The organism is Burkholderia sp. MSMB1078WGS, from assembly GCF_001528895.1.
Lineage (GTDB): Bacteria > Pseudomonadota > Gammaproteobacteria > Burkholderiales > Burkholderiaceae > Burkholderia.
Genome location: NZ_LPDI01000006.1, coordinates 49820 through 74366 on the forward strand (window position 1 = coordinate 49820; position 24547 = coordinate 74366).

The 24547-nt window shown below is 62.3% G+C and carries 23 protein-coding genes and 1 tRNA gene; 8 read left to right on the top strand and 16 right to left on the bottom strand.

Going from position 1 to position 24547, the window contains the following annotated elements; translation table 11 throughout:
- Positions 1-97 precede the first annotated feature (97 nt).
- Positions 98-1336 (top strand): phosphonoacetate hydrolase, encoded by a 1239-nt coding sequence (gene phnA, locus WT24_RS01800; protein ID WP_060030811.1) that lies wholly within the window; start codon positions 98-100, stop codon positions 1334-1336.
- Positions 1337-1363: 27 nt separating this feature from the next.
- Positions 1364-2818 carry a phosphonoacetaldehyde dehydrogenase gene (gene phnY, locus WT24_RS01805; protein WP_060030740.1) on the top strand — a complete coding sequence of 485 codons (1455 nt, stop codon included), beginning with the start codon at positions 1364-1366 and terminating at the stop codon, positions 2816-2818.
- 102 nt (positions 2819-2920) lie between these two features.
- On the opposite strand, the gene WT24_RS01810 is transcribed toward phnY, so the two are convergent.
- Positions 2921-3736 carry an alpha/beta fold hydrolase gene (locus WT24_RS01810; RefSeq protein ID WP_060030742.1) on the bottom strand — a complete coding sequence of 272 codons (816 nt, stop codon included), beginning with the start codon at positions 3734-3736 and terminating at the stop codon, positions 2921-2923.
- An 81-nt stretch (positions 3737-3817) separates the two neighbouring features.
- Between WT24_RS01810 and WT24_RS01815 the strand changes: the two genes are divergently transcribed.
- Entirely contained in the window at positions 3818-4432 is a 615-nt protein-coding gene (locus WT24_RS01815) for a CGNR zinc finger domain-containing protein (protein ID WP_060030745.1), read from the top strand.
- Between the two features lie 36 nt (positions 4433-4468).
- Here the strand turns inward: WT24_RS01815 and WT24_RS01820 are convergent, their stop codons facing one another.
- On the bottom strand, positions 4469-5374 hold the full coding sequence (locus WT24_RS01820; protein WP_060030748.1) for a DUF3592 domain-containing protein: 906 nt from the start codon (positions 5372-5374) through the stop codon (positions 4469-4471).
- Between the two features lie 438 nt (positions 5375-5812).
- Positions 5813-6721: a hypothetical protein gene (locus tag WT24_RS34070; protein WP_156441723.1), complete on the bottom strand. Its 909-nt coding sequence runs from the start codon at positions 6719-6721 to the stop codon at positions 5813-5815.
- A 405-nt stretch (positions 6722-7126) separates the two neighbouring features.
- On the opposite strand from WT24_RS34070, the gene WT24_RS01825 reads away from it, so the two are divergent.
- On the top strand, positions 7127-7783 hold the full coding sequence (locus WT24_RS01825; RefSeq protein ID WP_060030751.1) for a helix-turn-helix domain-containing protein: 657 nt from the start codon (positions 7127-7129) through the stop codon (positions 7781-7783).
- A gap of 629 nt (positions 7784-8412) precedes the next feature.
- Here the strand turns inward: WT24_RS01825 and WT24_RS34075 are convergent.
- The 3 genes from WT24_RS34075 to WT24_RS01830 all read right to left on the bottom strand — a co-directional run bounded on the left by WT24_RS34075 (position 8413) and on the right by WT24_RS01830 (position 11280).
- A complete protein-coding gene (locus WT24_RS34075; protein WP_156441724.1) occupies positions 8413-9126 on the bottom strand; it encodes a HEPN domain-containing protein in 714 nt (237 codons plus the stop codon).
- A gap of 12 nt (positions 9127-9138) precedes the next feature.
- Complete coding sequence (locus WT24_RS31925; protein ID WP_082742054.1) at positions 9139-10245, bottom strand: DUF262 domain-containing protein; 1107 nt, start codon at positions 10243-10245, stop codon at positions 9139-9141.
- Between the two features lie 504 nt (positions 10246-10749).
- Positions 10750-11280 (bottom strand): conjugal transfer protein TraD, encoded by a 531-nt coding sequence (locus WT24_RS01830; RefSeq protein WP_082742055.1) that lies wholly within the window; start codon positions 11278-11280, stop codon positions 10750-10752.
- 326 nt (positions 11281-11606) lie between these two features.
- On the opposite strand from WT24_RS01830, the gene WT24_RS01835 reads away from it, so the two are divergent.
- Positions 11607-12719 (top strand): MobA/MobL family protein, encoded by a 1113-nt coding sequence (locus WT24_RS01835; RefSeq protein ID WP_082742056.1) that lies wholly within the window; start codon positions 11607-11609, stop codon positions 12717-12719.
- Here WT24_RS01835 and WT24_RS34080 read toward each other — a convergent pair.
- From WT24_RS34080 to WT24_RS01855, 6 genes are all read right to left on the bottom strand, one after another.
- Positions 12716-13156, bottom strand: coding sequence for a hypothetical protein (locus WT24_RS34080; RefSeq protein WP_156441725.1), 441 nt, complete (start codon positions 13154-13156; stop codon positions 12716-12718). The two genes, WT24_RS01835 and WT24_RS34080, sit on opposite strands and share 4 nt — an antisense overlap.
- Complete coding sequence (locus WT24_RS01840) at positions 13111-13806, bottom strand: type IV secretion system protein (RefSeq protein ID WP_060030756.1); 696 nt, start codon at positions 13804-13806, stop codon at positions 13111-13113. The genes WT24_RS34080 and WT24_RS01840 overlap by 46 nt, the downstream gene beginning before the upstream one ends.
- A gap of 32 nt (positions 13807-13838) precedes the next feature.
- On the bottom strand, positions 13839-14075 hold the full coding sequence (locus WT24_RS34085; RefSeq protein ID WP_156441726.1) for a hypothetical protein: 237 nt from the start codon (positions 14073-14075) through the stop codon (positions 13839-13841).
- A gap of 76 nt (positions 14076-14151) precedes the next feature.
- Positions 14152-14379 carry a hypothetical protein gene (locus tag WT24_RS01845; RefSeq protein WP_049098122.1) on the bottom strand — a complete coding sequence of 76 codons (228 nt, stop codon included), beginning with the start codon at positions 14377-14379 and terminating at the stop codon, positions 14152-14154.
- A gap of 74 nt (positions 14380-14453) precedes the next feature.
- On the bottom strand, positions 14454-15536 hold the full coding sequence (locus WT24_RS01850; RefSeq protein ID WP_034195841.1) for a site-specific integrase: 1083 nt from the start codon (positions 15534-15536) through the stop codon (positions 14454-14456).
- A 163-nt stretch (positions 15537-15699) separates the two neighbouring features.
- Positions 15700-15775, bottom strand: a tRNA-Lys gene (locus WT24_RS01855).
- A gap of 190 nt (positions 15776-15965) precedes the next feature.
- Between WT24_RS01855 and WT24_RS01860 the strand changes: the two genes are divergently transcribed.
- Together WT24_RS01860 and WT24_RS01865 are read left to right on the top strand one after the other, a co-directional pair.
- A complete protein-coding gene (locus WT24_RS01860; protein ID WP_027785770.1) occupies positions 15966-16370 on the top strand; it encodes a PaaI family thioesterase in 405 nt (134 codons plus the stop codon).
- A gap of 8 nt (positions 16371-16378) precedes the next feature.
- Complete coding sequence (locus tag WT24_RS01865) at positions 16379-17245, top strand: patatin-like phospholipase family protein (protein ID WP_060030759.1); 867 nt, start codon at positions 16379-16381, stop codon at positions 17243-17245.
- A 49-nt stretch (positions 17246-17294) separates the two neighbouring features.
- Here WT24_RS01865 and WT24_RS01870 read toward each other — a convergent pair whose 3' ends face one another.
- On the bottom strand, positions 17295-18308 hold the full coding sequence (locus WT24_RS01870) for a D-2-hydroxyacid dehydrogenase family protein (protein WP_034208703.1): 1014 nt from the start codon (positions 18306-18308) through the stop codon (positions 17295-17297).
- Between the two features lie 427 nt (positions 18309-18735).
- Between WT24_RS01870 and WT24_RS01875 the strand changes: the two genes are divergently transcribed.
- Positions 18736-19785: a LysR family transcriptional regulator gene (locus tag WT24_RS01875; protein ID WP_060030762.1), complete on the top strand. Its 1050-nt coding sequence runs from the start codon at positions 18736-18738 to the stop codon at positions 19783-19785.
- A gap of 108 nt (positions 19786-19893) precedes the next feature.
- Here WT24_RS01875 and WT24_RS01880 read toward each other — a convergent pair whose 3' ends face one another.
- The 3 genes from WT24_RS01880 to dprA all read right to left on the bottom strand — a co-directional run bounded on the left by WT24_RS01880 (position 19894) and on the right by dprA (position 24417).
- Positions 19894-22491 (bottom strand): DNA topoisomerase III, encoded by a 2598-nt coding sequence (locus WT24_RS01880; protein ID WP_059501444.1) that lies wholly within the window; start codon positions 22489-22491, stop codon positions 19894-19896.
- Between the two features lie 195 nt (positions 22492-22686).
- Positions 22687-23067 carry a thioredoxin family protein gene (locus WT24_RS01885; protein WP_060030765.1) on the bottom strand — a complete coding sequence of 127 codons (381 nt, stop codon included), beginning with the start codon at positions 23065-23067 and terminating at the stop codon, positions 22687-22689.
- Positions 23068-23103: 36 nt separating this feature from the next.
- Positions 23104-24417: a DNA-processing protein DprA gene (gene dprA / locus WT24_RS01890; RefSeq protein ID WP_060030768.1), complete on the bottom strand. Its 1314-nt coding sequence runs from the start codon at positions 24415-24417 to the stop codon at positions 23104-23106.
- Positions 24418-24547: the final 130 nt, after the last annotated feature.

A 24547-nucleotide genomic window follows, 5' to 3' on the forward strand; every position in this document is an offset into this window, starting at 1 on the left:
AAATCCTCAATTTTAATGTCAAGCATGGAAAACACCTCCCTTCGGCGCGGCGCGGGCGCCGACGGCTCACCCCTTCGACCTGAAAGGAATGAACGTCATGACTGAAACGCCTGTATCCGTGGAAGTGAACGGCCGCCGCTACAACTGGATGAGCCGGCCCGTGGTGGTCGTCTGCGTCGATGGCTGCGCATACGAATATCTGGAAGAGGCCGCCGAGGCCGGCGTCGCGCCGTTCCTGCGCACGCTGCTGAAGCCGGGCACGGCGCTCAAGGGCGAGTGCGTGGTGCCGAGCTTCACGAATCCGAACAACCTGTCGATTGTCACCGGCGTGCCGCCGGCGATCCACGGGATAAGCGGCAATTACTTCTACGATCGCGACACCGGCGCCGAGGTGTTGATGAACGATCCGAAATACCTGATCGCGCCCACCGTGCTCGCGACCTTCGCCGAACAGGGCGCGCGCGTCGCGGTCGTCACCGCGAAGGACAAGCTGCGCCGCCTGCTCGGCAAGGGGCTGAAGGGCATCTGCTTCTCGTCGGAGAAGGCCGACGAAGCGAGCATCGAGGAAAACGGCATCGACAACGTGCTCGAACTGGTCGGCAAGCCGGTACCGAGCGTGTACAGCGCGGACCTGTCGGAGTTCGTGTTCGCCGCCGGCGTGCGCCTGCTCGAGACGCGCCCGATCGACCTGATGTACTTGTCGACCACCGACTACGTGCAGCACAAGTGCGCACCCGGCACGCCCGGCGCGAACGCGTTCTACGCGATGATGGACACGTACCTGCAGCGCCTCGACGAACTCGGCGCGATCGTCGCGATCACGGCCGACCACGGGATGAACGCGAAGCACGACGACGCGACCGGCGAGCCGAACGTGATCTACCTGCAGGAGCTGTTCGACGAATGGCTCGGCCACGATGCGGCGCGCGTGATCCTGCCGATCACCGATCCGTACGTCGTGCACCACGGTGCGCTCGGTTCGTTCGCGACCGTCTACGTGCCGGCGACGGCCGATGCCGATGCGTTGCGCGCGCGGCTCGCCGCGGTCGACGGCATCGAGGTCGTGCTGACGGGCGCGGAAGGCTGCGCGCGCTTCGAGTTGCCGCCTGCGCGGATGGGTGACCTGATCGTGATCTCGAAGCAGGACGTCGTGCTCGGTACGCGCCGCATCAAGCACGACCTGTCGGGCCTCGACGTGCCGCTGCGCTCGCACGGCGGGATCTCCGAGCAGATCGTGCCGCTGATCTTCAGCAAGCCGGTCGCGACCGACGTCGCGGGCCGCGCGCGGCTGCGCAACTTCGACATCATCGACATCGCGCTCAACCATCTGCAGTGACGCGGACGCATCCGCCAGGAGACACTCATGAACGCCATTGCAGAATCGTCGGATGTCCGCACGCTTCGTCGTGAAGCACTGCGAATCGATGGTGAAAGGATCTACCGCGACGCGGTGATCGACGTGCGCAATCCGTACGACGGCGCGCTGGTCGGCACCGTGCCGAAGGCGACGCTCGACGACGTGCGCCGCGCGTTCGCGGTCGCACGTGCGTACCGGCCGACGCTCACGCGCCACGATCGCGCGGCGATCCTTCGCCGCGCGGCCGACATCGTGCGTGCGCGCACCGCGGAGATCGCGGCGCTGATCACGGCCGAGGCCGGGTTGTGCATCAAGGATTCGACGTACGAAGCCGGCCGCGTGGCCGACGTGCTGACGTTCGGCGCCGGCGAAGTGCTGAAGGACGACGGGCAGATCTTCTCGTGCGATCTGACGCCGCACGGCAAGAAGCGCCGCGTGTACACGCAGCGCGACCCGCTGCTCGGCGTGATTTCGGCGATCACGCCGTTCAATCACCCGATGAACCAGGTCGCGCACAAGATCGTGCCTTCGGTGGCGACCAACAACCGGATCGTCGTGAAGCCGTCCGAGAAGGTGCCGCTGTCGTGCTACCTGTTCGCGGACATCCTGTACGAAGCCGGCCTGCCGCCGCAGATGCTGCAGGTGGTCACCGGCGACCCGAAAGAGATCGCCGACGAGCTGATCACGAACCCGGCGATCGATCTCATCACGTTCACCGGCGGCGTGTCGATCGGCAAGTCGATCGCCGCGCGGATGGGCTACCGGCGCGCGGTGCTCGAGCTCGGCGGCAACGATCCGATCATCGTGATGGAAGACGCCGATCTCGACGAAGCGAGCACGCTCGCGGTGTCGGGCTCGTACAGGAATTCGGGGCAACGCTGCACGGCGATCAAGCGGATGCTCGTGCACGAGTCGGTGGCCGATCGCTTCACGGAGCTGGTCGTCGAGAAAACGCGCGCGTGGTCGTACGGCAATCCATCCGATCCGTCGGTCGACATGGGCACCGTGATCGACGAAGCGGCTGCGAAGTTCTGCGAGCAGCAAGTGAACGACGCGATCGCGCGCGGTGCGCGGCTGCTGGTCGGCAACGTGCGCGACGGCGCGCTGTATTCGCCGACCGTCGTCGATCGCGTGACGCCCGACATGCCGCTGGTGAAGCATGAAACCTTCGGCCCGGTGTCGCCGATCATGCGCTTTCGCGACATCGACGAAGCCATCCGGATGTCGAACAGCACCGACTACGCGCTGTCGTCGTCGGTATGCACGAATCGCTTCGATCACATCACGCGCTTCATCACCGAGCTGGAAGTCGGCAGCGTAAACGTGCGCGAGGTGCCGGGCTATCGACTCGAACTGACGCCGTTCGGCGGCGTGAAGGATTCGGGGCTCGGGTACAAGGAGGGCGTGCAGGAGGCGATGAAGAGCTTCACGAATACGAAGACGTATTCGCTGCCTTGGTAAGCGACGTGTCACGCGCCCGCGTCGGCATCGCAGCCGGCACGGGCGTCGTTCGATCGGCTCGTATCGTCGGCCGATTTGCATTTTCGCCGGTCCGGTGCCGGCTCAGCCCGGCGCATACCCGTCGAGCACCGCCGCGACGATCGCTTCCGGCGCATCTTCCTGAACCAGATGCCCCGCGCGCGGGACCCGGATCAGCTGGCCGTTCGCGATGCGATCGGCCAGGGCCTGTCCTTGCTCGAGCGGAATCCACGCGTCGGCCTCGCCCCACACGATGCGCACCGGAAAGTCCGGCGGCGCGTAGCGGGCCTCCGCTTCCTCGATGTAGCGCTGGCGCATCTGCGCGATCTGGCGATAGAACGCGGCCTGGCCGGCCGGCGTGAGCCACGGCGCACGGTAGATCGACAGCACGTCGTCGCTCAACGGTTGCGCGACCGCATTGCCGAGATAGGCCGACAGGAGCGCGCGATGCGCGTACGCGGGCAAGCCGGTGAACGCGGCTTCGTGCTGCGCGACGTGACGCACGAACGGCGAACCTTGCGGCGCGATCGCGACCGGGTTCACGAGCGTGAGATCCGCATACGCGATGCCGTCGAGAAAGTGCGCGCGCAGCACGGTTGCGCCGCCGTAATCGTGCGCGAGCACGCGCGGCCGCGCGAGTTGCCATTCATTCAGCAGCGCGCCGAACAGCGCGTTCTGACGGCCCAGCGACACGTCCGCGTCCGGCATGTCGGACTGGCCGTAGCCGAGCAGGTCGTAGAAATACACGCGATGGCGTCGCGCGAGCCACGGCGCGATCCGGCGCCATACCTGCGACGAAAACGGCGTGCCGTGTACGAGCACGAGCGGCGGGCCTTCGCCGAGCGTGCCCCATGCAATCCGGTGGCCTTCGAAATCGAAGCGGTTCGGGAGTTCGAGCATCGGCTTCTCCGTGATAACCTGTTTTGGTTGTTAACAGGTTACGCCGGATTGTCCGGATGTGAAACCGATAGGCGAGAATAAATGGTTACCCGATCCGACCTGGCGCGACACGGGCATGAATGGCGTGCGGCCGATTTCGTCGGCGGCCATCCGGCGCTCGATTTTCTGAACACGGTGGCCGACACCGGCAAGACGCGCGACGAGGACAAGCTCGTCGACTGGCCGGCCGTGCGCGCATGGGCCGCGAAAGCCGGGTTGCTGGCGCCCGACGATCTGGCGCGGCTGCTGCGTCATCCGCGCCAGGACGGCCCGGACGAGCTGGCGGCGCTGCACCGCTTTCGCGACGACGCGTACGTCGCGATCGCGCATCTGACGGCCGAAGGCGGTGGCAGTGCGGGGGCGCGCGCGGCGGACCGGCTCGCGGTGGCGATCCGCGACGCGATCGGGCGCAGCGCGTTCGACGCGGTCGGCGGCCGCTTCGCGTGGCGGCCCGACGCGCGCGCGGCGTCGCGCTGGATCGATGCGGTCGCGCTCGGTTTCGAGCATCTGATGCGCAGCGACGATTTCGTGCGCGTGCGGCAGTGCGGCCGGTGTACGTGGTTCTTCGTCGATCGCGGCCGCGGTGTCGGGCGGCGGTGGTGCGACATGCGCACGTGCGGGAATCGCGCGAAGGTGGAGGCGTTCAGGGAGCGGTGACGCGTGCGTCGCGACGGTTGCAGCACCGCGTGTGCGTCATCGGGTGGCTTCGTGCGGCCGGTGGTCGGGCCATAACGTTGCGGCGACGAACAGCCCCGCTGCGAGGAACGGCGCGCCGACCGCGAACAGGATGGCCGTGAGGCCCCAGCGATCCCAGAAGCGGTCGACGAGCGCCCGCTCGGGGGTGACGGGATCGTACAGCACGCTGACCGCGTCGCCCTCGCGCAGGCCCGGTTGCGACGACGCCGAGCCCTGGGCGAACGTGATCAGCCGTCCGCTGTCGGTCGTGAACGCGACGATGGCCGAATACAGCGACGTGCGCGACCGCGACGACCGCCCGTTTTTCGCGATCTCGACCACATGGCCGGTCGAGCGCGCATAGTGGTGGACGATCTGCCACTGACGCAGGCCGGCCGCGCCGGCGCCGGCGAGGAAGCCCGTGCCGATCGCGATCGGAATCAGCACGATCGCGACATCCCGGCGGCGCCGTGCCAGCTTGCGTGCAACGCGGGGCCGCGCCGGCTCCGCTTGCCGGCGGCGACGCTCGTCGGCAAGCAGCAGGCTGCCGATCGCGAACGACGCGACGGCGAGCAGCGCCGGCACGGCCACCGGAAACCAGCGTTGCGTGAAATCGTCGATCAGCGCCGGGCGCTCGGGGTGGTCGGGGTCGAGCAGGACGTCGACGTTTTCGCCGATGTCGTAGGCGGGGACCGCCGATGCGGTATTGCCGGCGACTTCGCGGCGCTGGCCGTCGTTCGCGAGGTACGCGACGATCGGCCGGTACGCGCGCATCGCATCGCTGTCCTGGACGATGCGCACGACCGTGCCCGGCGCGCGGACCAGGTGGCCGGGTTCCCGGCTTGCCGTGATGGCGAGTGCGCCGGTCAGCACGGACAGGACGACACCGATCGTCAGCGCGACCAGCGCGTTCTTACCCGGCATGACGCGACCCGGTGCGTGCGTCGCGCGGATTCGGGTGTGCCCGGGGGAGCGGCCCGTCGCGACGGACAGGCCGATATTGGCGCGACCACGCCCTCCGAATGGTCGCGTCTCGTTCACATGCTTCCATGTCTGACGTCCCGTGTTCTCTCAGTGCCGGCGGCAGACGACGATACGTGCGCCGGTCGTGTGATTTTGTCGGACGATTCTAGCGGAAACGATGCGCGATGGGCGTGCGGTGGCGTACCGCGAAAGGCGCGCGCCGCGTGTGCGTCGGCCAAAACGAAAAAGGCCGGTCAGCTTTCGCTGACCGGCCTTTGGAATTCCTGGTGGGGCGTGAGTGACTCGAACACTCGACCTACGGATTAAGAGCTAAACCAAGCTGCTTGTAGGTTACAGCTAATTCCTTGAGTTTACAAGGAATTTGTTGACTCTCGGTTCCTACAGTTGATTCGCCGTTACACCACTGCTCCGGCAGATTTCCGGCAGAGGGCGGTCCGGCAACTCTATTCCATCCAGGAAAATATCGGTAAAAACTTCCGCGATGCTGTCCCAGCCAGAAGGGCCAACAAGGCTGCCGTCAGGGACGGTCGCTTCAATGGATTTGACGCGGCCTGGTTCACCAACAATCAACGACCTCTTTGAAGTCCATCTGTCTATCAAACTAGGCTGCTCGCTCATCTTCCGGACAAGCAACGGCAGCAGAGCTTCCGTAGGCAGGTCCTCAGATATGTTGGCTTGCTCGCACCAGTACGAGAGCCAGTGGCGGGGAATCTGCCTGAATTGACGGCACCACCTTTGTCGATAGTCGTCCGGAGCTCTGTCCCAGAGACAGCCCCATTGCCACCCGAACGCCTTGATCAGTTCGGGCTGTTCCTCCCAGGGGCCGTTGAGGTCGTATTTTCCAAATTGCGACAGGTCGGAGTACGTGGGCCATCCATTGTCGTAACCAAGCTCGATCTCGTCGGGATCTGCATATCGCTTAAGACCCGGAGCGGGGGCAAGGTATAGAAGCGGGATCGCTGGATCGCGCTCGACCGCTTCCCTGACTACTACAAGGTGAGCTGGGCGACGCAGCAGCTTGGCGACGCAGTTTTCCAAAGATTGGAGTTTGCCCGCAGGAGGTGCCCTGCGCGCAGACAAATACCGGTAACTACTTGTGTTGTTGCCCGACTTTGCCTTAGGAACTCCTTCTGCTTCATCTTGGGCAGGAAAGCTTAGGCGGAGTGCTCTGTCGAGACCTTCGTCATTGAGTCCAGTGAAGTCGCGCGCTTCACATACAAGCATCGACGCAAAGCGTGTAAGCGCAGGACGCAGCCAGCGAGCCCGGTTTGTACCTTGAGTTGTCATCCTGAGCGGTTCGAAAAAACTGGCCTTATACGAAGTTCCAAGCCAATTCTAGACTGCCGCCATGTTCACTGCTAGTCACTGGTGATTGCAAATGAAGAAGGCAGACACTGATTTCCGACAGACATTCGCGCGGATGGCTCCGCAAGCGATCGTTACGCGCGATGAGCTTGCTGCGCTGTTGGCGACTACCGTTGGTGCGATCGCGCAAATGACCTACAGGGGCGAGCTGCCGCAGACTGCCTTTCCAGATAAACGGAGGGCATGTTGGTTTGCAGCCGATATTCGCGATTGGTTGAATGACGTCGCTGCACGGAGAACAGGCCGTGGCGCACCGGTGCCTGTTGAGGCGAGCTCGGATATGACTCGGCCGCGCATCGGTCGCCCGCGACATGCGACGGGGGAGTGATGGCTGCGCAACTACCGGTACAAGGTGAGCTCTTCAAGGCCGAGACTGGCTGGTTTCACGTCTTCAGGTCGTTTGTCGACAGTGGAGCGTTGGCCGATATGGATGGAGCGACCCTGAAGGTGTACTTGGTCATCAAGACCCATACAAACATCGAAACCGGGATCGCTGGCCCGATCGGGCACAAGACGATCGCATCGAAGTCCGGCTTGCACCAGTCGTCCGTTAAGCGCGCGATCAAAGAACTCGAATCGCTTGGATATTTGTCGAAGTCGCCGCGTGGGCGCTCACACGAGTATCGCTTCAAGGAGAAATGGCGGGTCCAGGACAAGGATGGGCGACAGACGGCGATAGCGTCGTGGGAATACGTTCCTTCCTTGGTGAAGCCGACGGCGGACGAGCTACGGGCGGCACTGCTGGCCGGGCGCCTGCCTCCGGACGTTCATATCGAACGTCTGCAAGTCAACATCAACCATGTTGCTCCTGGTGCCGTCGTGATAAACGTTCAGGAAGGGGAGCAGGCTGAGGCGGCAGGGAAAATTGCTCATCCGGCGTTGCGTAACGCACTCAATGCACTCCTGGTCAACCGCGTCAATGTCCCGAGGGAGGCGTCGGCGCAAAGTTATACACAGATCGTGGATGGTCGGGATCAGGAGTGAGCTACATCGCGAGCGAAAGGGTTCACACGCGAGCTGTATTCGTGGGGAAGTGGCTCACCCATGAGCTACTAAATAGAGAGAGCCTTTATCTAAAGAGGGCAGAGCGTTGGCAATACCGCGTGGAGGATGAATCCCCACCCCGAAAGCTGTCAGACTACCCCGAAATTTGTCAGATACGCTCTCGGATATGGTGGCTTCCCATCTCACCAAGCGAATTGGTTCGGATCAGGCGCCGCGTAAGCGCATTGACGTTGTTCAAACCACCCGCACGCCAGATCTCGCTGCCCGCGTGCTGCCCTGCGGCGGGATACGGGGTCGGTCGGCCAAGCCGACCGAAGTCTACCGACCCGGCCCCTACCGCCGCCCCCTGAGCCGTCTACGGACGGCTCAGGGCTTCGGGACAGCAGCACGCGGAACCACGTCATCGTTCGACATGCCCCCAAGATGCTTTTACCAGATGGGGCTTCTGCCTTGATTGTTGCCTCAGTGGATGGACTAGAGGGCTGCCAACGGGCCGGTAGGCTGCTCCAACGGCACAGCAGCGCACCGGGCGTTCCGACGTCATCGGCCAGTAGTTCGGTTACTGCAAGGTAGGGTTTTGCAATCAGCTGAGTGATTGATCTGTAGCGTTAGCAGAGGTGCGCGGTCCAGATGTTGCTGCCTAATTGCTTGGCAGTTATAGAGAAGACGACTCGATCGAGGGCGCCAACAAAGCGGCCAGCATCGTCAATACGATCGCGAACATCTCGACACGAGACGCCAGGCAAAGTGCCGGTATGAGCAAGTTGAGTTCGCAGGCTACCAAGAGATTCGAGTATTGACTTCGAATCTTTTTTCAAAATTCTGCTCAGTTCATCGAATAAATTCTCAACGCCTAGGCGCGTGAATATCTTTTTTAAATTCTCGCGGGATGGATATTTAAGCTTTCCGTAAATATCGTGTCCCGTAAATGGGCTTATGTTTCTGCTATCGTCAATCATATTTCCAGGCACTCCTTTTATTGCGACGGAAAATGCCTTCAAAAGATCTTTTTCTGAATTTTGAGAAAGAAATCCACTATAAATTTTTATTGCGTTAGATTTTGTTAAAAAGAGATGTGATTGGAGGTAGCCGGGCAGTTTCGACCCCTTCGATACGGCGGCCTGTATTCCGATTGCAAATGAAGAAAGCACGTCCTCGACGAAATTCTCTATTTCCGCATGTGCGAGAAAAATAGAGGCGGCGATTACGTAATCGCGTATGGCGGGATTTGTCGACCGCCCTTCAACCAATTTCAGGCGAGATTTGATGTCATTGAAGGCGTTGTCGAGTTCCACTCGGGGGCGGCTTTTTTTATATGCCATTTTAAGCTCGCCCTATTTTGAGAAAACTTTCCGAATAGTTGATACTCGGTACTGTACCTGACTTTCATCGCTTGTCGCAATGCTGATGGATCTACGGAATCGTTCGTCGTTTTCGAGAAGGCTGGCAAGTAAGAGTTGCGCGGTCTTGATGGGCATCGACTTAAGATTGTCGTTATCTTTAAGCTGGGCGATGCCGACCATTAGCGCATCGTAAAGTGCTGAGTTAAAGGAACTCTCTACTCGCAGTGCTCGGTCAAAGATTCTGAACGAAAGATTGCCAAGAAGCGAATTCACCGAGTGAAGTGTATTTGTAAAATCCGCCTGCATTGCGTCTTTTTGGACATCGGTCAGGTGGCGGCTTTTCTCTGAAAAATCGTTGATGAATGTCGCTAGCGGCTTTCTATATTTTCCGAAATCTGCTCGAAGCGCAAGAAATCGAAGAACCAATTCCTCGGCTTTCATTCTCTTATCGTTTTTAATGTCGAGGGTTGCAAGAAAGTTGCTGTCCTTGACTATTTTTGTCGAGAGTGACATCAGGTCGCCAAAATAGAGGCCGTGGCGTAATTCTTGAGGCGTTAGCTTCGTTGCTCCAGTATTGAGGCGCTCAAAGACATCAAATTTAACTTGAGGGTGTGTGTCTTTGAGAATCACAATGCAGCGCAATGTTCTGTTTCTAATGTGACGTTGGAATCGAGGATCGAGTTCAAAAAGGCGGCTTCCCTCCAGTTCCGGGTATGCGGTCAGGCCTTTAAGTGAAAATTGATTTTCCATGTATTTCTGAATCGAAGTTAGTCGCTGGTTTCCATCGATTACAGAAAGACTCTCGTCGTTCTCTTGGTTGAGATAAATAACGGGAATGGGGCATTGAATGATCAGTGATTCAATCAAGCGCGAGGCCTGCGGCTCAGTCCATACGTAGCGACGCTGAAAATGTGGAATGAAAATCGATTTATCAGCTAATTTTTCAACGATCGTGTCAACGGTAAAATCATACGTTTCAGTATGCAATTTACGTTGTTCGGGCGGAATGGAGAGAATGCCATCGGCGAAATCTTGCTGTTCCTTCGCTTCCGGGAAAAGAATGTCGGCTAGTTGTTCGCCTGTTTGCTTTGTTGCCATCGTTTATCCACTATAGTTGGATTTCAGCACGCCTGAGATTCCTATCCGCGCCGGACTAACTCAGAAAATTTGCCTCATTATCGACGATCGTGCGACGGAGGTCGAGCGGCTGCGTTCGCACCGGTTACTGTCCAGGGCACGAAGGGGTTGCGGTGCCGTTTCGTGCTGAATGTGCGCTCACGAACTGCTGCTTGTAATGTCAGTGAGTCTTCGGCGCTCGCGTGTCTCGCTCGACCAAGGCTGCATCGACATTAGCATGTGGAAGACATTGCAAGCTGAATGTGACAAGCAATGGAAGGCGAGCACGTGACGTCAAGTAAGTCCGTCATAGGGGCGTCTCGTCTCGTAGTTGATTGACCAATTCAGGAGTGACAGGGCGAACTGATCGCTTGTTCGGTAGAACGAGGAGATCGTTTCGGATGGTCGGTGCGCTCGTGTTCGGCCGCGATATTGATCGAACTAACGTCGACAGTACGCGGCAAATCAGGCGGACGTGGTGGCTGTTCACGTAGTCTTGGCTCGATTCATATGGTTGGATTGTTCATTAAGTGCATGTCCGAACTGCTCGAACGCGGCGTCAACGTAAAGCATCGTCGCAGCCTTTCCGGTTACGGCGCGTTCCTCGAGCCGAGCGTCGCCGGCGCGCTTCCACTTGTTGATGGTCTTCTCGTCGTGCTCCCTATTGGCCATGTCGAGTAGTGCGCCCAGAAGTTCACCGCGATCGCGTAATGGCTTACCAGTGGCACTATCGACGAGCCCGGCGAGTATCAGTAGGCCCGCTGCCTTATACAGTTCGTGATTCCGTGCTTTGCGCTCCGCCTGCTTCACGGCCGTTACGACACGTGCTGCCTTGGCACGTGCCTTCTGCATACGCTCTTCCGCTTTTTCTGCCTTGATCAGCGTATCCAACTTTCGTTGTTCGTCTGCGGAGCGAAACCGCTTCTCGGTCAGTAGCAACAGCATGCGTTGTCGATCAGTTGGTTTTTTCAAGCCGCGAATATAGGCGACGCGATGCTCTATCCATTCGGTGGTCATGGTCACTCCTCTATATGCCGTAATCCTAATTATATGGCGCAACATAGTGCGGCGTCGTATCCTTCTGCAGAGCAGAAGGCGCGCTTAGTTGTTTCTCGGCAAGCCGAGAAACGCGCGGCCCTCCGGGCGGATTTTCGCGTACGCGAAAATGGTAACTGCTATCGAGGTTCTATCAATGTTCAACTGATGTACCCAATGTGTTCCTCCGGTGTTCCTCCGGTGTTCCTCCGGTGTTCCTCCGGTGTTCCGTTGATGTTCCTGTTTTGTTCCATCGATGTGCCGTTTGGCTTCCTTTTGGGCGCGGTGCTTTCGGAAAAGGTGTCTTCGTGGCAATAGGTCGTCTGAGTGTGAAAGTTGGAAAGGCGGGCAAGGCTGCGCCTCATGCCGCCTATATTTCACGGGTGGGCCGGTATGCGAACCGGCTCGACCGTGGCGAGGTGCTCGAAGCGACCGAGGCAGGCAATATGCCCGTTTGGGCCACGCACGACCCGCAGCAGTTCTGGCTCGCCGCAGACGCAAACGAACGGAGCAACGGCACAACGTACCGCGAAATGGAGATTGCGCTGCCGCGCGAGTTGACACCAGAGCAGCGCGCCGACCTGGTGCGTGAGTTCGTGCGGCAAGAGATTGGCAATCATCACGCATATCAGTGGGCGATTCACTCTCCAACCGCTGCGGACGGCAAAGAGCAGCCTCATGTGCATTTGATGTTCAGCGAGCGTCAGCGTGACGGGATCGAGCGCGATCCCGATCAATACTTCAAGCGCTACAACGCCAAGGCCCCGGAGAAGGGTGGGGCGCGCAAAGGCTATGGTCCGCATGCAGGGCAGACTTTGACGCGCGGTGAGCGGGCCGCCGACCTCAAGGCACTACGTGGCCGCTGGCAGGAAACGGCAAATGCTCACCTGCATCGCGCCGGACACGATGCGCGGATCGACATGCGCAGCTATGCCGAGCGCGGGCTAGCGATGGAGCCGGAAGCTAAGCAGCTACCCAGTCAGTGGCGCGGCGACGGTCGTGCGAAGGTTCTTGAGCTACGAGCGGCGCGCGCGGATTTGCGGCAAGCGCGACGAGAGCTGAGTGCACTGGTGCCGAATGTGCGTGCCGAAGTAATCGATCTGGAAACCGAGCGAGCGCAGCGAAGAAGCAAAGCAGCGACGGCGCAAATGCTACGAGAGCAGTTTGAAGAGCATGTCGGTGGGCAATCTGCGGCGGTGCAGGATGCGGCGCGCCAGATATTCGAGCAACGTGTCGCGGCCCTCCAACGAGATGCATTTGAGCGCAGGATAGCGAACAATCCGCCGGCGGATCAGGAAAAGCTGCGTGCGGCCTTTAATGAGCGACTGGCCCGGCAAGTGGGCCAGTCGAAGGGCGACGAGCAGTCCGAGCGAACGACGCAGGGTCCGCGTCGATCCGGTCAAAATGGCAAGGAGCGTTAGGCGTTACTACCGGGTTTGCGACGATACGCCGAGGACTGGCCGCTCCCTGTCGAAGCGGCGCTCGTCGTTCGATCGGTGCTTTGCTGATGTGCCAAAGTGCTCGCGCGCCGGTAGGCCGGCACTCCTCCGGAACTGTCAGACGAAGAATTGCTTCCGACGACTGCACCGCCGCGGCCCCCGCCCGATGACGACTGCTTGCTGGGTTGTACTTGTGGAATGCCAGCGCTCCAGTTTCCCATCGCCTGACGAGCCATGCCGAGGCCGTGATCAAGCGCCATGCCGCCTACCAAGCCCGACGTGATATGTGGCAGTTGCCAGATCACCACTGCGAGTACGGCGCAGACGGCCAGCAGGTCAAAAGCATCACCCAACTGGCTTGTGTTGCCGCTCGTCATGCTGGTCGACATGTGGTCGGTGAAGTACTGAGCGATTTGCATGAACAGCCACAGGCGCCTACGAGCATGGCTTGTAGGAAGGCATAGTTGAGTACCTTCGAAACCCACTTGTCGAAGTAAGGTGCAACCGTGGGGAACGCCAAGCACGCAATGAACGCCGGTCCGACAGCGAGCAGAAACACCAAAGCCATTTTTGCGACGAGCATAACAACCAGCGTGAATACCGCGACGAGCCCGCCGGAAATCAATACGACGCTTCCGGCGAACACATCGCTCCAGCCACCCCAAGGTAAGGACTGGCTGCCACGATCCCAAAGGGCCATGCCAAGATTCGCTCCCGTCTGGTTAAAGGTGTCCAGGGCGCTATAGAGCGATGTAGAACTGGGCCAGAAGATCTGAGCCATGCCGTTGATGAAGTCTTGGACGCCGCTAACAATCATCGATTGATAGTTGCCGACGCCGAGTGCGATACCGAGTACTAGGCTGATTTTGATGGCCGTCAGTAAAAAGTTCATCACGGGCGATTCGGTGAGTCCGGTCATCACTCGGTAGCCGTACCACATGACCCAAACCGTTAAAACAAGAAGCACAATCGGCGTTATGCCTCCGACCAGGCGCGAAGAAACGCTCGTGACCCATGTGGCTGTAGCGTTGTCTATCGAGGTTCCGACGTAGGTGTAGATATCTGCCATGCTGCATTCCTCAATTCGTTAGTTCGGGTCGGTTAGTCGGCTGAAGGCAGCAGGCGGCGGCCGTCGTCGAGTTTCCGATCGATCGTTGCCGCCAGCAGTTTGACCGTGTTCAGCAGAACGCCGTGCTGGTCCAGGCCGGTCTCGAGACTGAGCAGCATCTTCATGCCGTCGTGCGTCAGCTGCAGGTCGTCAATCCAGTCACGGAGCGCGAGTACGCTGTCCCTTCCTATGGATGCTGGTTCAGCTTCGTTAAAATTGATCTCAGCCATGATTCACCTCTCATATAGGTGGGTTGTGGTCAGGCCTGGCGCGGTGTTGGTAGCACCACGTCGGGCCGCTCTGCTGCTACTTCTGCTCGACGTACTTGCCTGTCTTCGGGTCGTAGACGAGCGGTTTCAGGTGTTCCGCGATGTGCGCACGCCGCGTCGACCGCTCTTTGTCTTTCTGGATCGCATCGGCTTTTGCTGCCATGTCTGCCGCCACTGCATCAGAGAGCCTGCGTTCATCGCTCTTGCCGCAGCCAGTCAAAGCGATCGCGATAAGAAGGGGGCCAAAAGTCAGTAGTCTTTCCATTTTCTAACGCCTATAAATTAGAACTACTTAGAAATGAGAATCGAATGTCGCCGTGGTTCGAGGGCTGCTACAGGTCAGCCGAGTCTTTCGAGGAGGCTTTCCGGCCGCAGATGCGTATAGCGCTTGAGCATCTGCATGCTCTTGTGTCCCGTGATGCTCGCAACTTCCATGGGATGCAGGCCCTTCTCAAACAATCTGGACGCTGCCTCGTGACGTAAGTCATGCCATCGAAGCTCTTTGACGTTGGGAAGGGACTTGCTCACTTTCTGAAGGCTTCGCTTCCAGACGCAGAGCACGGCATTGGCCGTGGTTTGAAAGACCGGCCCTTTGAGCCTGCTCGGATCGACATTCACTGGACCGAAATTGGCGCGAGGATCTTCAAGTCGCATGGGTGCTTCGGCGAGCGCGGCGAGATGGCGCAGTACCGTCACTGCCCGACTTGAAAGGGGCAGAACACTCGGAACGCCCTTGTTGTCGCTTCCGCGAGCCTCTGCAGGGAATGTGATGAGGCGGGATTTGAGGTCGATCCATGGCCACTGAAGGCTGAACAACGTGCCCTGCCTCAAGCTGGTTTCGATTGCCAGCTCGAAGGCCGGGGCGGCCCATACGTTGTTTGATGCGGCAAGTTGCGCGTGCAAGGCTTCGAATTCCCCCGGGTTCAAGCGCCGGTCACGGGCGCGGCTGCCTGACGGCTTCCGGATGTTCTTGAGCGGATTTGGGAGGCTTTCCAGCCCCCATTCCTTCCGGGCAATCTCAAAGAGGTGGCTGACGAGCTGGAGTTCGAGGCGAATGGTATTTTCTGCGCGCCCGGCTGCCCGGCGTTCGTCTCGGTACTTTGCGAAATCTGCGCCACGCAAGTTGGCGAGAGTTCGATACGACAGAGGGTTGTCGATCCAGCGCTCGATGCGCCGATTTTCCTGATAGGGGTGGCGCTTTTCTGGGACGATCTCGCGACGGTACCGCTCCAGTGCCTCACGGAGCGTAGTGCGCTCGGCTTCGGTGCGATCGACGTATGCGCCGCTATCCATCTCGGACTCCACGCGTCGAGCCCATTGCTGGGCTTGCTGCTTGGTGTCGAATGATCGATAGACCGGTTTGTATCCGCGCCGACGGACTTCGGCTCGCCAATACTCGCCGCGCTGACTGATGTATGCCATTCCAGACTCCATGCGAAAGGTTGAGATCGCTTGGTCTGGATTTTTCCGTTCCGGCAGATTTCCGGCAAAGGCCAGTTTTTGACGCCTACCCACGCGGGCTATAGACGAAAAAAAAGCACCGACGCTTTCGCGCAAGTGCTTGATTTTCTACTGCAAAATTCGGTGGTGGGGCGTGAGTGACTCGAACACTCGACCTACGGATTAAGAGTCCGCTGCTCTACCAACTGAGCTAACGCCCCCAACAGAAGAAAGATTATGCGTGAGTATTTCGGGCTTGGCAAGCCCTTTCTGCAAATATCCCGAAAATATTTCGTCGAGACGACGGCGGCCGTCGGCGCGGTAACGAGCGGTCGCAGTTTGCGCGCTCCCGGTATGATGACGCCACACGCGTTGCGCGGCGGTCGCGCGACGTTTTCTGGACATTCGAAGATGGACGAAAACGCAGTCCGCGAATTGCTGGATCGCCTGCTGGCCCCGTGGGTCCGCTCGCTGGGTCTGGTCCCCGTGTCGATCGGCGACGACAGCGTCACGCTGCGCCTGCCGTTTTCCGGCGAATTCCGCCATTCGGGCGGCGTGATCTGCGGCCAGGTGTTCACGGCGGCCGCCGACACCGCGATGGTGGTCGCGATCTCGGCCGCGCTCGGCGAATTCCGGCCGATGACGACGGTGTCGCTGAACACGAACTTCATGCGTCCCGTGCGCAAGGGCGACGTGCTCGTCACCGCGCGCGTGCTGCGGATGGGCCGCAACCTCGTGTTCGGCGAAGTCGAGCTGTTCGACGAGGACGGCAAGATGGCCGTCCATGCGACGTCGACCTACGCGCTTGTCAGCTGAGCGGCGCGATGTTCGACCAGATCGTCTTTGCGGGCGGCGGCAATCGGTGCTGGTGGCAGGCTGGCTTCTGGGACGTCGCGCAGCCGGCCCTCGGCCTGCACCCGCGCGTGATCACCGGCATCTCGGCCGGCGCGGCCACCGCGTGCATGCTGTATACGCGCGACGCCGCGTGGGTGATGCGCTATTACGAAGAGGCGCTGCGCCACAACCGGAAGAACGCGTACTGGGGCAACCTGTTCGGGCGCGAGCCGGTGTTTCCGCACTACCGGATCTACCGCCAGGCATTGCTCGACATCTACGGCGAGCCGTTCGCGAAGCTCGCCGCGGCGCCGGAGATCCGCATCGGCGTGTCGCACGTGCCGCGCTGGCTCGGCGCGCGCAGCGCGGTCGCCGCCGGCCTCGTCGCGTACAACATCGAAAAGTACGTGCGCAAGACGCTGCATCCGACGCTCGGGCGCACGCTCGGTTTCCGGCCCGAATTCGTGTGCGCGCAGGCCTGCACGCAAGTCGACGAACTCGCCGACCTGATCCTGCAGTCGTCTTGCACGCCGCCGTTCACGCCGGTGCTGCGACGCGGCGGCCGGCCGGTGCTCGACGGCGGGATGGTCGACAACGTGCCGGTCGATGCGCTCGACCCTGCGCCGGGCGACGTGCTGGTGCTCGTCACGCGGCTGTATCCGCGTCCGCAGATGTTCACGGTCGCGCATGGCGACCAGCGGCGGCTGTACGTGCAGCCGTCGAGCAAGGTGCCGATTTCGAGCTGGGATTACACGAGCCCGTCGCAGATGCGGCATGCGTACGATCTCGGGCGGCGCGACGGCGAGCACTTCCTCACGCGTGTCGGCGCGATGACGGGCGGCCGCGTGGCCGCCTGACGATCGGGAATGGAGCAGCGGGGCCGCGCGGCGTGCGCAGCCCGTGCGATCAGCGCTTGCGGATCGGCGTCAGCGCTTCCGGGTTCGCGACGCTCGACATGTCGCCGTCGTCGAACGCGAGAATGTTGCGGAAGGCGGCACTGAAATACAGCTCGTAGCTTTCGCGTTCGACGTAGCCGATGTGCGGCGTGCAGATCACGTTTTCCATCCGCAGCAGGCTGTAGCCCTGCAGGATCGGCTCGCTTTCGAACACGTCGATCGCGACCATCCCCGGACGGTTGTGCGACAGCGCGTTGACGAGCGCGTTGTCCTCGAGCAACTCGGCGCGGCTCGTGTTGACGAGCAGCGACGTCGGCTTCATCCGCATCAGGTCTTCCTGCTTCACGATCCCGCGCGTGTCGTCGTGCAGGCGCAGGTGCAGCGACAGCACGTCGCTCTGCTCGAACAGCGCTTCGCGGCTCTCGGCGGCCGTGTAGCCGTCGGCGCGCGCGGCTTCGAGCGAATGCTCGCGGCCCCAGATCAGCACGTTCATCCCGAACGCCTTGCCGTAACCGGCGACGAGCCGGCCGATCTTGCCGTAGCCCCAGATGCCGAGCGTCTGGCCGCGCAGCACCTGGCCGAGGCCGAAGTTCGGCGGCAGCGCCGACGTCTTCAGGCCCGACTGCTGCCACGCGCCCTGCTTCAGGTTCGCGACGTACTGCGGGATGCGGCGCTGGGCGGCCATCACGAGCGCCCAGGTCAGCTCGGCCGGCGCGACCGGCGAACCGGTGCCTTCGAGCACCGCGATGCCGCGGTCGGTACACGCGTCGAGATCGATGTGGCTCGACACGCGGCCGGTCTGGCTGATCATGCGCAGGTTCGGCAGCTTCGACAGCAACTGCGAAGTAATCGGGGTCCGTTCACGAATCAGCACGAGCGCCTCGACTTCCGCCAGACGGCTGGCGAGTTGTCCCAGGCCGCGCACCGTATTGTTGAAGACCTTTACGTCGTGGCCGGCGAGCATCTCGAAGCAGTTCAGCTTGCGGACGGCGTCCTGGTAATCGTCGAGGATGGCAATTTTCATGGTGAACGGGGTGTCGCGCGTTGAAAGCGGCACGGGCGGCGGCGCACCTTGCGCACCCGCTCTGCCCGGCCGGGGCCGACATGATGCAACGTCGGCCGCTTTCGTGGTGTCTTTTTAACAGGTTGTTACGCTCCGCCGCAATCGGCGCCGGCCATCCCCGGCGCCACTCGCGCGCCATGCGAACGGGTGCGCTGTTGTGTCGCATCAAACACGTCTTTTCTGATTCGGCCGCTTCCTCGACGAGGTTCACCCAATTGTTGCTCCAAGCAGAATAATTGGATCAACTATCCGCGGAAGCCGAGGATTTTTGACTATTTTTATCGTCAACCGGCCCCTTGTTGAGCAACTCTGCATCTTTTCCGCTGTCGTAGGAGAATTACGCATTTGCTTCATCTTTTTGAAGTTGTAACAGCGGCAGGAGTCGTTTATGGATCATTTGCAGTCGATGCGCGTGTTCGTCAAGGTTGCAGATCTCGGCAGTTTCGCGCGGGCCGCGAGCGCAATGGATATCTCCAACGCGGTCGCGACGCGCCACGTCGCCGATCTGGAAGGCCGGCTCGGCACGCGTTTGCTCAACCGCACCACGCGCAGCCTCTCCCTGACGGAGTCGGGTCAGGTCTATCTGGAGCGTGCCCGCCAGATCCTCGACGAGCTCGAGGACGTCGAGCAGATGGTCGTCGCACGCAATCACGAGCCGGTCGGCACGCTGCGCATCGTTGCGCCGGTCGTATTCGGCCTGCACAACCTCGCTCCCGTGCTGCAGTCGTACACGGAGAATTTCCCCAAGGTGGTGCCGGATCTCACGCTGGTCGACCGGCAGGTCGATCTCGTCGAGGAAGGCTTCGACGTCGGCATCGTCGTCACGCGCCAGATGCGCAGCGCGAGCATCGTCACGCGGCGTCTCACCACCGGTTGCATGACCGTGTGCGCGACGCCGAGCTATCTGGAGAAGCACGGCGTGCCGATTCATCCGGAACAGCTCGCCGAGCACCCGGCCTTGAGCCTGCCGACCGAATACTGGGGCGACGAACGCGTGTTCACGGGGCCGGACGGCGAAGTGCGCGTGCGCCCGACCAACGTGATCGTCGCGAACAACACCGCGATGCTGCGCCAGTTCGCGTTGCTCGGAATGGGCGTCGCGATCCTGCCGAGCTACCTGATCGGCAGCGACATCGCGCGCGGCGCGCTCGTGCGGCTGCTGCCGGAATTCCGGCTGCCGCAGGTCGAGATCAACATCGCCTACCCGAGCCGGCGCCACCTGCCGGCCAAGGTGCGCACGTTCATCGACCACCTCGTCGAACATTTCAGCCACTCGACCGACGCGTTGATGGGCGAGCAGTGGGCCGCGCAGGGCGCGACGCCGCCGCCGATCGGTGTGGAGATGCGGGCCGAGCAGCCCGAGTCGACCGATCCGAACCTGCAGCCGCGTCTTGCACGCTCGCCGCGCACGCGCGTGGCGGTGCCGTCGCCGCTGTAACGGCTCGGCGGGCGGCACGAAAAAAAACGCGGATCGATCGATCCGCGTTTTTTTATGGCTGCGTGCCGGTGCCGGACGCGCCGCGAGCGGCGCCCTGCGGCCGGGGCGTCACGAACCCGTCTTGCGCGCCGCCGTCTTGCGAGCGGCGGTCTTGCGTGCCGGTGCCGGTTTCTCTTCGGCGCCTTCGGTCACGGTTTCGGCATCCTTTGCCGCCGATTTAGCCGTTTTCTTCGCGGCGGCGGCCTTCGGCTCCTTCTTCTCGAACTCGAAGCCGATCTTGCCGTCCGGCTGCTTCACGAGGAACGCCTTGAAGTTGCGGCCGGTACGCGACGACTTGAAGTTCGGCAGCAGATCCGTGCGACCGTCGGCAAGCAGCTTGCCCATCTGCTCGCGCGTGATTTCCTGCTGCAGGATCACCTTGCCCGAGCGGAAGTCGCAGGTCTTCGGGTTCGCCACCGAGTGCTCGCACACGTAGCTCATCCCGTGCTCGAACACGCGGCCCTTGCACTTCGGGCACGCGCCGACCGGTTCCTGCGCGGAGAAGTCGGGCGCTTCGCCTTCCTCGCCGCCCTGGTCCTGGCCGAAATCGAACTCGAGCTTGTAGTTCTTCGTCTCGTCGTCGAACGACAGCTTGAGGATCGCCGAGAACGGGCGGCCCATCTTGCTGCGGAACCCCGACAGCGGCCCGATTTCCTTCTTCTGCAGCAGCTCCTCGACTTCCGGGATCTCGAATTGCCGGCTGCCCGGAATCTTCGAGATCGAGAACTCGCACTTCGTGCACGCAAAGCGGCGGTAGTTTTCCTTCACCTGGCCACCGCAGTTCGGGCACGGTGTCTCGAGGGTCGCATAGTCGCCGGGGATCGTGTCCGAATCGTATTCCTTCGCGCGCTTGACGATCTGCTGCGTCATGCGGGCGATTTCCTGCATGAACGCGTCGCGGCCGAGATTGCCGCGCTCCATCTGCGACAGCTTGTATTCCCATTCGCCGGTGAGCTCGGGCGCCGTGAGTTCCTTCACGCCGAGGCCGCGCAGCAGCGTCATCAGCTGGAATGCCTTCGCGGTCGGGATCAGTTCGCGGCCTTCGCGCAGCAGATACTTCTCGCCGAGCAGGCCTTCGATGATCGCCGCGCGCGTGGCCGGCGTGCCGAGGCCCTTCGCGGCCATCGCCTCGCGCAGCTCGTCGTCCTCGACCAGCTTGCCCGCGCCTTCCATCGCCGACAGCAGCGTCGCTTCCGAGTAGCGTGCGGGCGGCTTCGTCACCAGCGCGACGGCGGCGATCTCGTCCGTCTTCACCTTCTCGTCCTTCTGCACCGGCACGAGGTTCGCGTCCGCGCCTTCGGCGTCGCGGCCGTACACCTGCAGCCAGCCCGGCTCGACGAGCACCTTGCCTTCGGTCTTGAAGTGATGGCCGGCGACTTCGGTGATCCGGGTCGTCACGCGGAATTCGGCTGCCGGGAAGAACACCGCGAGGAAGCGCTTCACGACCATGTCGTACAGCTTCTGCTCCGGCTCGGACAGCGACTTCGGCGCCTGCAGCGTCGGGATGATGGCGAAGTGGTCGCTGATCTTCGAGTTGTCGAAGATCCGCTTGTTCGGCTTCACCCAGCCCTTGTCGAGCACCTGCTTCGCATGCGGCAGGTAGTTGTGGCTCTCCTTGAGCATCTCGAGCGTGGACTGGACCGTCGACAGATAGTCTTCCGGCAGCGCGCGCGCATCGGTACGCGGGTAGGTCAGCACCTTGTGCTTTTCATACAGCGCCTGGGCGAGGCCGAGCGTGTTCTTCGCGGAGAAGCCGAAGCGGCTGTTCGCCTCGCGCTGCAGGCTCGTCAGGTCGAACAGCAGCGGCGACAGTTGCGTCGACGGCTTCGATTCCTCGGACACCGTGCCGACCTGGTCGCGGCAGGCGGCGACGATCGTTTCGGCGGCCGGCAGGCTCCACAGGCGGGAGTCGCGCTTTTCCGGATCGAATTCGTCGCGCTTGAATTTCGGGTCGAACCACTTGCCTTCGTAGAAGCCGGCCGCGCACGCGAATTCGGCCTTTACCTCCCAGTAGTCGCGCGGGACGAAGCGACGGATTTTCTCTTCACGTTCGACGACGATCGACAACGTTGGCGTCTGAACCCGGCCGACAGTGGTCAGGAAGAAGCCGCCGCCCTTGCTGTTGAACGCGGTCATCGCGCGGGTGCCGTTGATCCCGACGAGCCAGTCGGCTTCCGAGCGGCAGCGGGCGGCGTCGGCGAGCGGTTGCATGTCCGAGTCGCTGCGCAGGTTCGCGAACCCGTCGCGGATCGCCTGCGGCGTCATCGATTGCAGCCACAGACGCTGGACCGGCTGTTTCGCCTTCGCGTGCTGCGCGATCAGGCGGAAAATCAGCTCGCCTTCGCGCCCCGCGTCACATGCGTTGATCAGGCGGTCGACGTCCTTGCGCTTCATCAGTTTCGTGAGCACCTTGAGGCGCGACTCGCTTTTTGCGATCGGGTTCAGGTCGAAATGCGGGGGAATGACGGGCAGATGCGCGAAGCTCCATTTCCCGCGCTTGACCTCGTACTCCTCCGGGGCTGCGATTTCCAGCAGGTGGCCGACAGCGGACGAAAGGACGAAATCGTCGCTCTCGTAATACTCGTCATGCTTGGTAAAACCGCCCAAAGCGCGTGCGATGTCGTTCGCGACAGAAGGCTTTTCCGCAATGATCAGTGCTTTGGACATGACAGGTGTGTGTTGGTAGACCGGGTTCGCCGGTTGTGGGTCCCTTTTACGACCGCTTTATAGCACACGCCGCAGCGACGGCGGCTCGGCGTGTAAAAAGCGGCTCATCATAGAGGGGGGCCGCAACGGCGGCAAGCGCCCGGCGCCGCGGGGCGCGCAAACATGCGCAAAAACTGCCGCTCCGGGCCCGCGAATTCAGGCTTCGACGTTCAGGAGGTTGCGCAATTTCGGTGCGTGCGGCGCACCGGGCACCGCGCTCAAGTCGGACAGCATGCGCTCGACGATCGCCGCGTGCGGCAGCACCGTGCCGAAGAAGCGCGCGGTATGGGCGTCCTCGATCAGGATGGTCGGGAAGTTCTCGACGTCGAGATCGTCGAGCCGGTCGGCATGGGTTTCGATGTCGATCCAGGCGAAGCAGGCGTCCGGATGCGCATCGGCGAGCTGGTCGAAGGCGCTCCGGTAGTCGCGGCACGTGCCGCACCACTCGGCGCACAGGCAGGCCACCAGCAACGTGCCGGGATCGGCGAGGCGCTCGGCGATCCGATCCGCATCGGTGTCGAGATTCAGCGCGGGCATGGAATTCCTTGGATATCGTCGGCGGCCGGGCCGCCCCTATGGCGGGGAATGTAGCATGCCCCGCGCGGACGGGGTGGGCGCCGCGTCGAGCCGCGCGAAGCGTCCGCCGGCGACGCTCGCGATGCGGCCGGCCAGTTCCAGCGCGAGCAGCGCGCCATGCAGTACGTCGTCGGGCAGGCCACTGTGCTCGGCGAGCCATTCGTAAGTAACGGGGCCGTATCCGAGTGCGGCGAGCACCGCTTGTTCCGACGGATCGCCCGGTGGCGGGGCTTCGGATCGGGGCGGCGCGGCGGCCGCGACGGCGCGATCCGCTTGCGCGACGTCGGCAGTGGCGGGCGCGCGGATTTCGCCAGCGTTCGCGCGCGGGTTGCCGGCGCGCGCCGCGCCGCCCGTTGTGCGCACCGCCGGCTCGCCGAGCCCGTATTCCTCGAGCACGTCGAGCGGCGCCGCGGTGAGCTTTGCGCCGTCGCGGATCAGCGCGTGGCAACCCTGCGCGAGCGGCGCGTGGATCGAGCCGGGCACCGCGAACACATCGCGCCCCAGTTCGTTCGCGAGCCGCGCGGTGATCAGCGAGCCCGAGCGCGGGGCCGCTTCGACGACGAGCACGCCGATCGCGACCGCGGCGATCAGCCGGTTGCGCTGTGGAAAATGCGCGGCACGGGCCGGCGTGCCGAGCGGCCATTCCGACACGATCGCGCCGTGCGCGGCGATCTCGTGGGCGAGCGCGCGGTGGCGCGCCGGATAGACGAGATCGGCGCCCGTCGCGATCACCGCGACGGTGCCCGACCGGCCGTCGAGCCCGCCGCGATGGGCGGCGCCGTCGATTCCGAGCGCAAGGCCCGAGACGATCGCGAGACCCGCGTCGGACAACGCGTGGGCGAAATGCGTTGCGTCGGCGAGCCCCTGCGGCGTCGCATGGCGGCTGCCGACCACGGCGAGGCCGCGTGCGTGCAGCAGATCGAGCCGCCCCTTTACATATAGCAGCGGCGGCGGATCATGCAGATCGCGCAGCCGCGGCGGGTAGGCCGGATCGCTCAGCGTGACGAGCACGTTGCCCGGCCCGTCGAGCCAGGCGAGCGCGGCGTCGGTGCGCGTATCGAGATCGTCGCGCTCGCTCGCGCGCACGGCTTGCGCGGCGGCGGGGCTGCTCACGGCGGCGATGGCCTGGTCGGACGCGCACAGCACCGCCGCCGGCGAACCGAATGCCGCGAGCAGCGCCTGCAAGACGGCGGGCGAGAGGCCGGGCGCATGCGCGAGCTGCAGCCATGCGCGCAGCGCGGAGGGCGTCAGCGCTTGCGGCGACATGAGGGGGCCCTCGAATGCGGCGGCCAGCGCAGCGCGTGGCGCCATGATAAAATTTTCATCATCCGAAATACTCGACAGGGCCGTGCGCGCAGGCGCCCGGCCGATTGCAGGAGGCGCGATCCGCGGCATTGATATGCCACGCATCCGCCTCATCTTCATTGCATCCCGGCGGCGG

Bases quoted from the DNA above. Each gene is read 5' to 3' on its own strand.
- dprA (WP_060030768.1), bottom strand. From the start codon at position 24,417: ATGGCGCCACGCGCTGCGCTGGCCGCCGCATTCGAGGGCCCCCTCATG.
- WT24_RS01830 (WP_082742055.1), bottom strand. From the start codon at position 11,280: ATGACCACCGAATGGATAGAGCATCGCGTCGCCTATATTCGCGGCTTG.
- WT24_RS01885 (WP_060030765.1), bottom strand. From the start codon at position 23,067: ATGCCCGCGCTGAATCTCGACACCGATGCGGATCGGATCGCCGAGCGC.
- WT24_RS34080 (WP_156441725.1), bottom strand. From the start codon at position 13,156: ATGCAAATCGCTCAGTACTTCACCGACCACATGTCGACCAGCATGACG.
- WT24_RS31925 (WP_082742054.1), bottom strand. From the start codon at position 10,245: ATGGCAACAAAGCAAACAGGCGAACAACTAGCCGACATTCTTTTCCCG.
- WT24_RS01810 (WP_060030742.1), bottom strand. From the start codon at position 3,736: ATGCTCGAACTCCCGAACCGCTTCGATTTCGAAGGCCACCGGATTGCA.
- WT24_RS01845 (WP_049098122.1), bottom strand. From the start codon at position 14,379: ATGGAAAGACTACTGACTTTTGGCCCCCTTCTTATCGCGATCGCTTTG.
- WT24_RS01840 (WP_060030756.1), bottom strand. From the start codon at position 13,806: ATGGCAGATATCTACACCTACGTCGGAACCTCGATAGACAACGCTACA.
- WT24_RS01815 (WP_060030745.1), top strand. From the start codon at position 3,818: ATGGTTACCCGATCCGACCTGGCGCGACACGGGCATGAATGGCGTGCG.
- WT24_RS01860 (WP_027785770.1), top strand. From the start codon at position 15,966: ATGGACGAAAACGCAGTCCGCGAATTGCTGGATCGCCTGCTGGCCCCG.
- phnA (WP_060030811.1), top strand. From the start codon at position 98: ATGACTGAAACGCCTGTATCCGTGGAAGTGAACGGCCGCCGCTACAAC.
- phnY (WP_060030740.1), top strand. From the start codon at position 1,364: ATGAACGCCATTGCAGAATCGTCGGATGTCCGCACGCTTCGTCGTGAA.
- WT24_RS01850 (WP_034195841.1), bottom strand. From the start codon at position 15,536: ATGGCATACATCAGTCAGCGCGGCGAGTATTGGCGAGCCGAAGTCCGT.
- WT24_RS01880 (WP_059501444.1), bottom strand. From the start codon at position 22,491: ATGTCCAAAGCACTGATCATTGCGGAAAAGCCTTCTGTCGCGAACGAC.
- WT24_RS34070 (WP_156441723.1), bottom strand. From the start codon at position 6,721: ATGACAACTCAAGGTACAAACCGGGCTCGCTGGCTGCGTCCTGCGCTT.
- WT24_RS34085 (WP_156441726.1), bottom strand. From the start codon at position 14,075: ATGGCTGAGATCAATTTTAACGAAGCTGAACCAGCATCCATAGGAAGG.
- WT24_RS34075 (WP_156441724.1), bottom strand. From the start codon at position 9,126: ATGGCATATAAAAAAAGCCGCCCCCGAGTGGAACTCGACAACGCCTTC.
- WT24_RS01870 (WP_034208703.1), bottom strand. From the start codon at position 18,308: ATGAAAATTGCCATCCTCGACGATTACCAGGACGCCGTCCGCAAGCTG.
- WT24_RS01875 (WP_060030762.1), top strand. From the start codon at position 18,736: ATGGATCATTTGCAGTCGATGCGCGTGTTCGTCAAGGTTGCAGATCTC.
- WT24_RS01820 (WP_060030748.1), bottom strand. From the start codon at position 5,374: ATGCCGGGTAAGAACGCGCTGGTCGCGCTGACGATCGGTGTCGTCCTG.
- WT24_RS01825 (WP_060030751.1), top strand. From the start codon at position 7,127: ATGGCTGCGCAACTACCGGTACAAGGTGAGCTCTTCAAGGCCGAGACT.
- WT24_RS01865 (WP_060030759.1), top strand. From the start codon at position 16,379: ATGTTCGACCAGATCGTCTTTGCGGGCGGCGGCAATCGGTGCTGGTGG.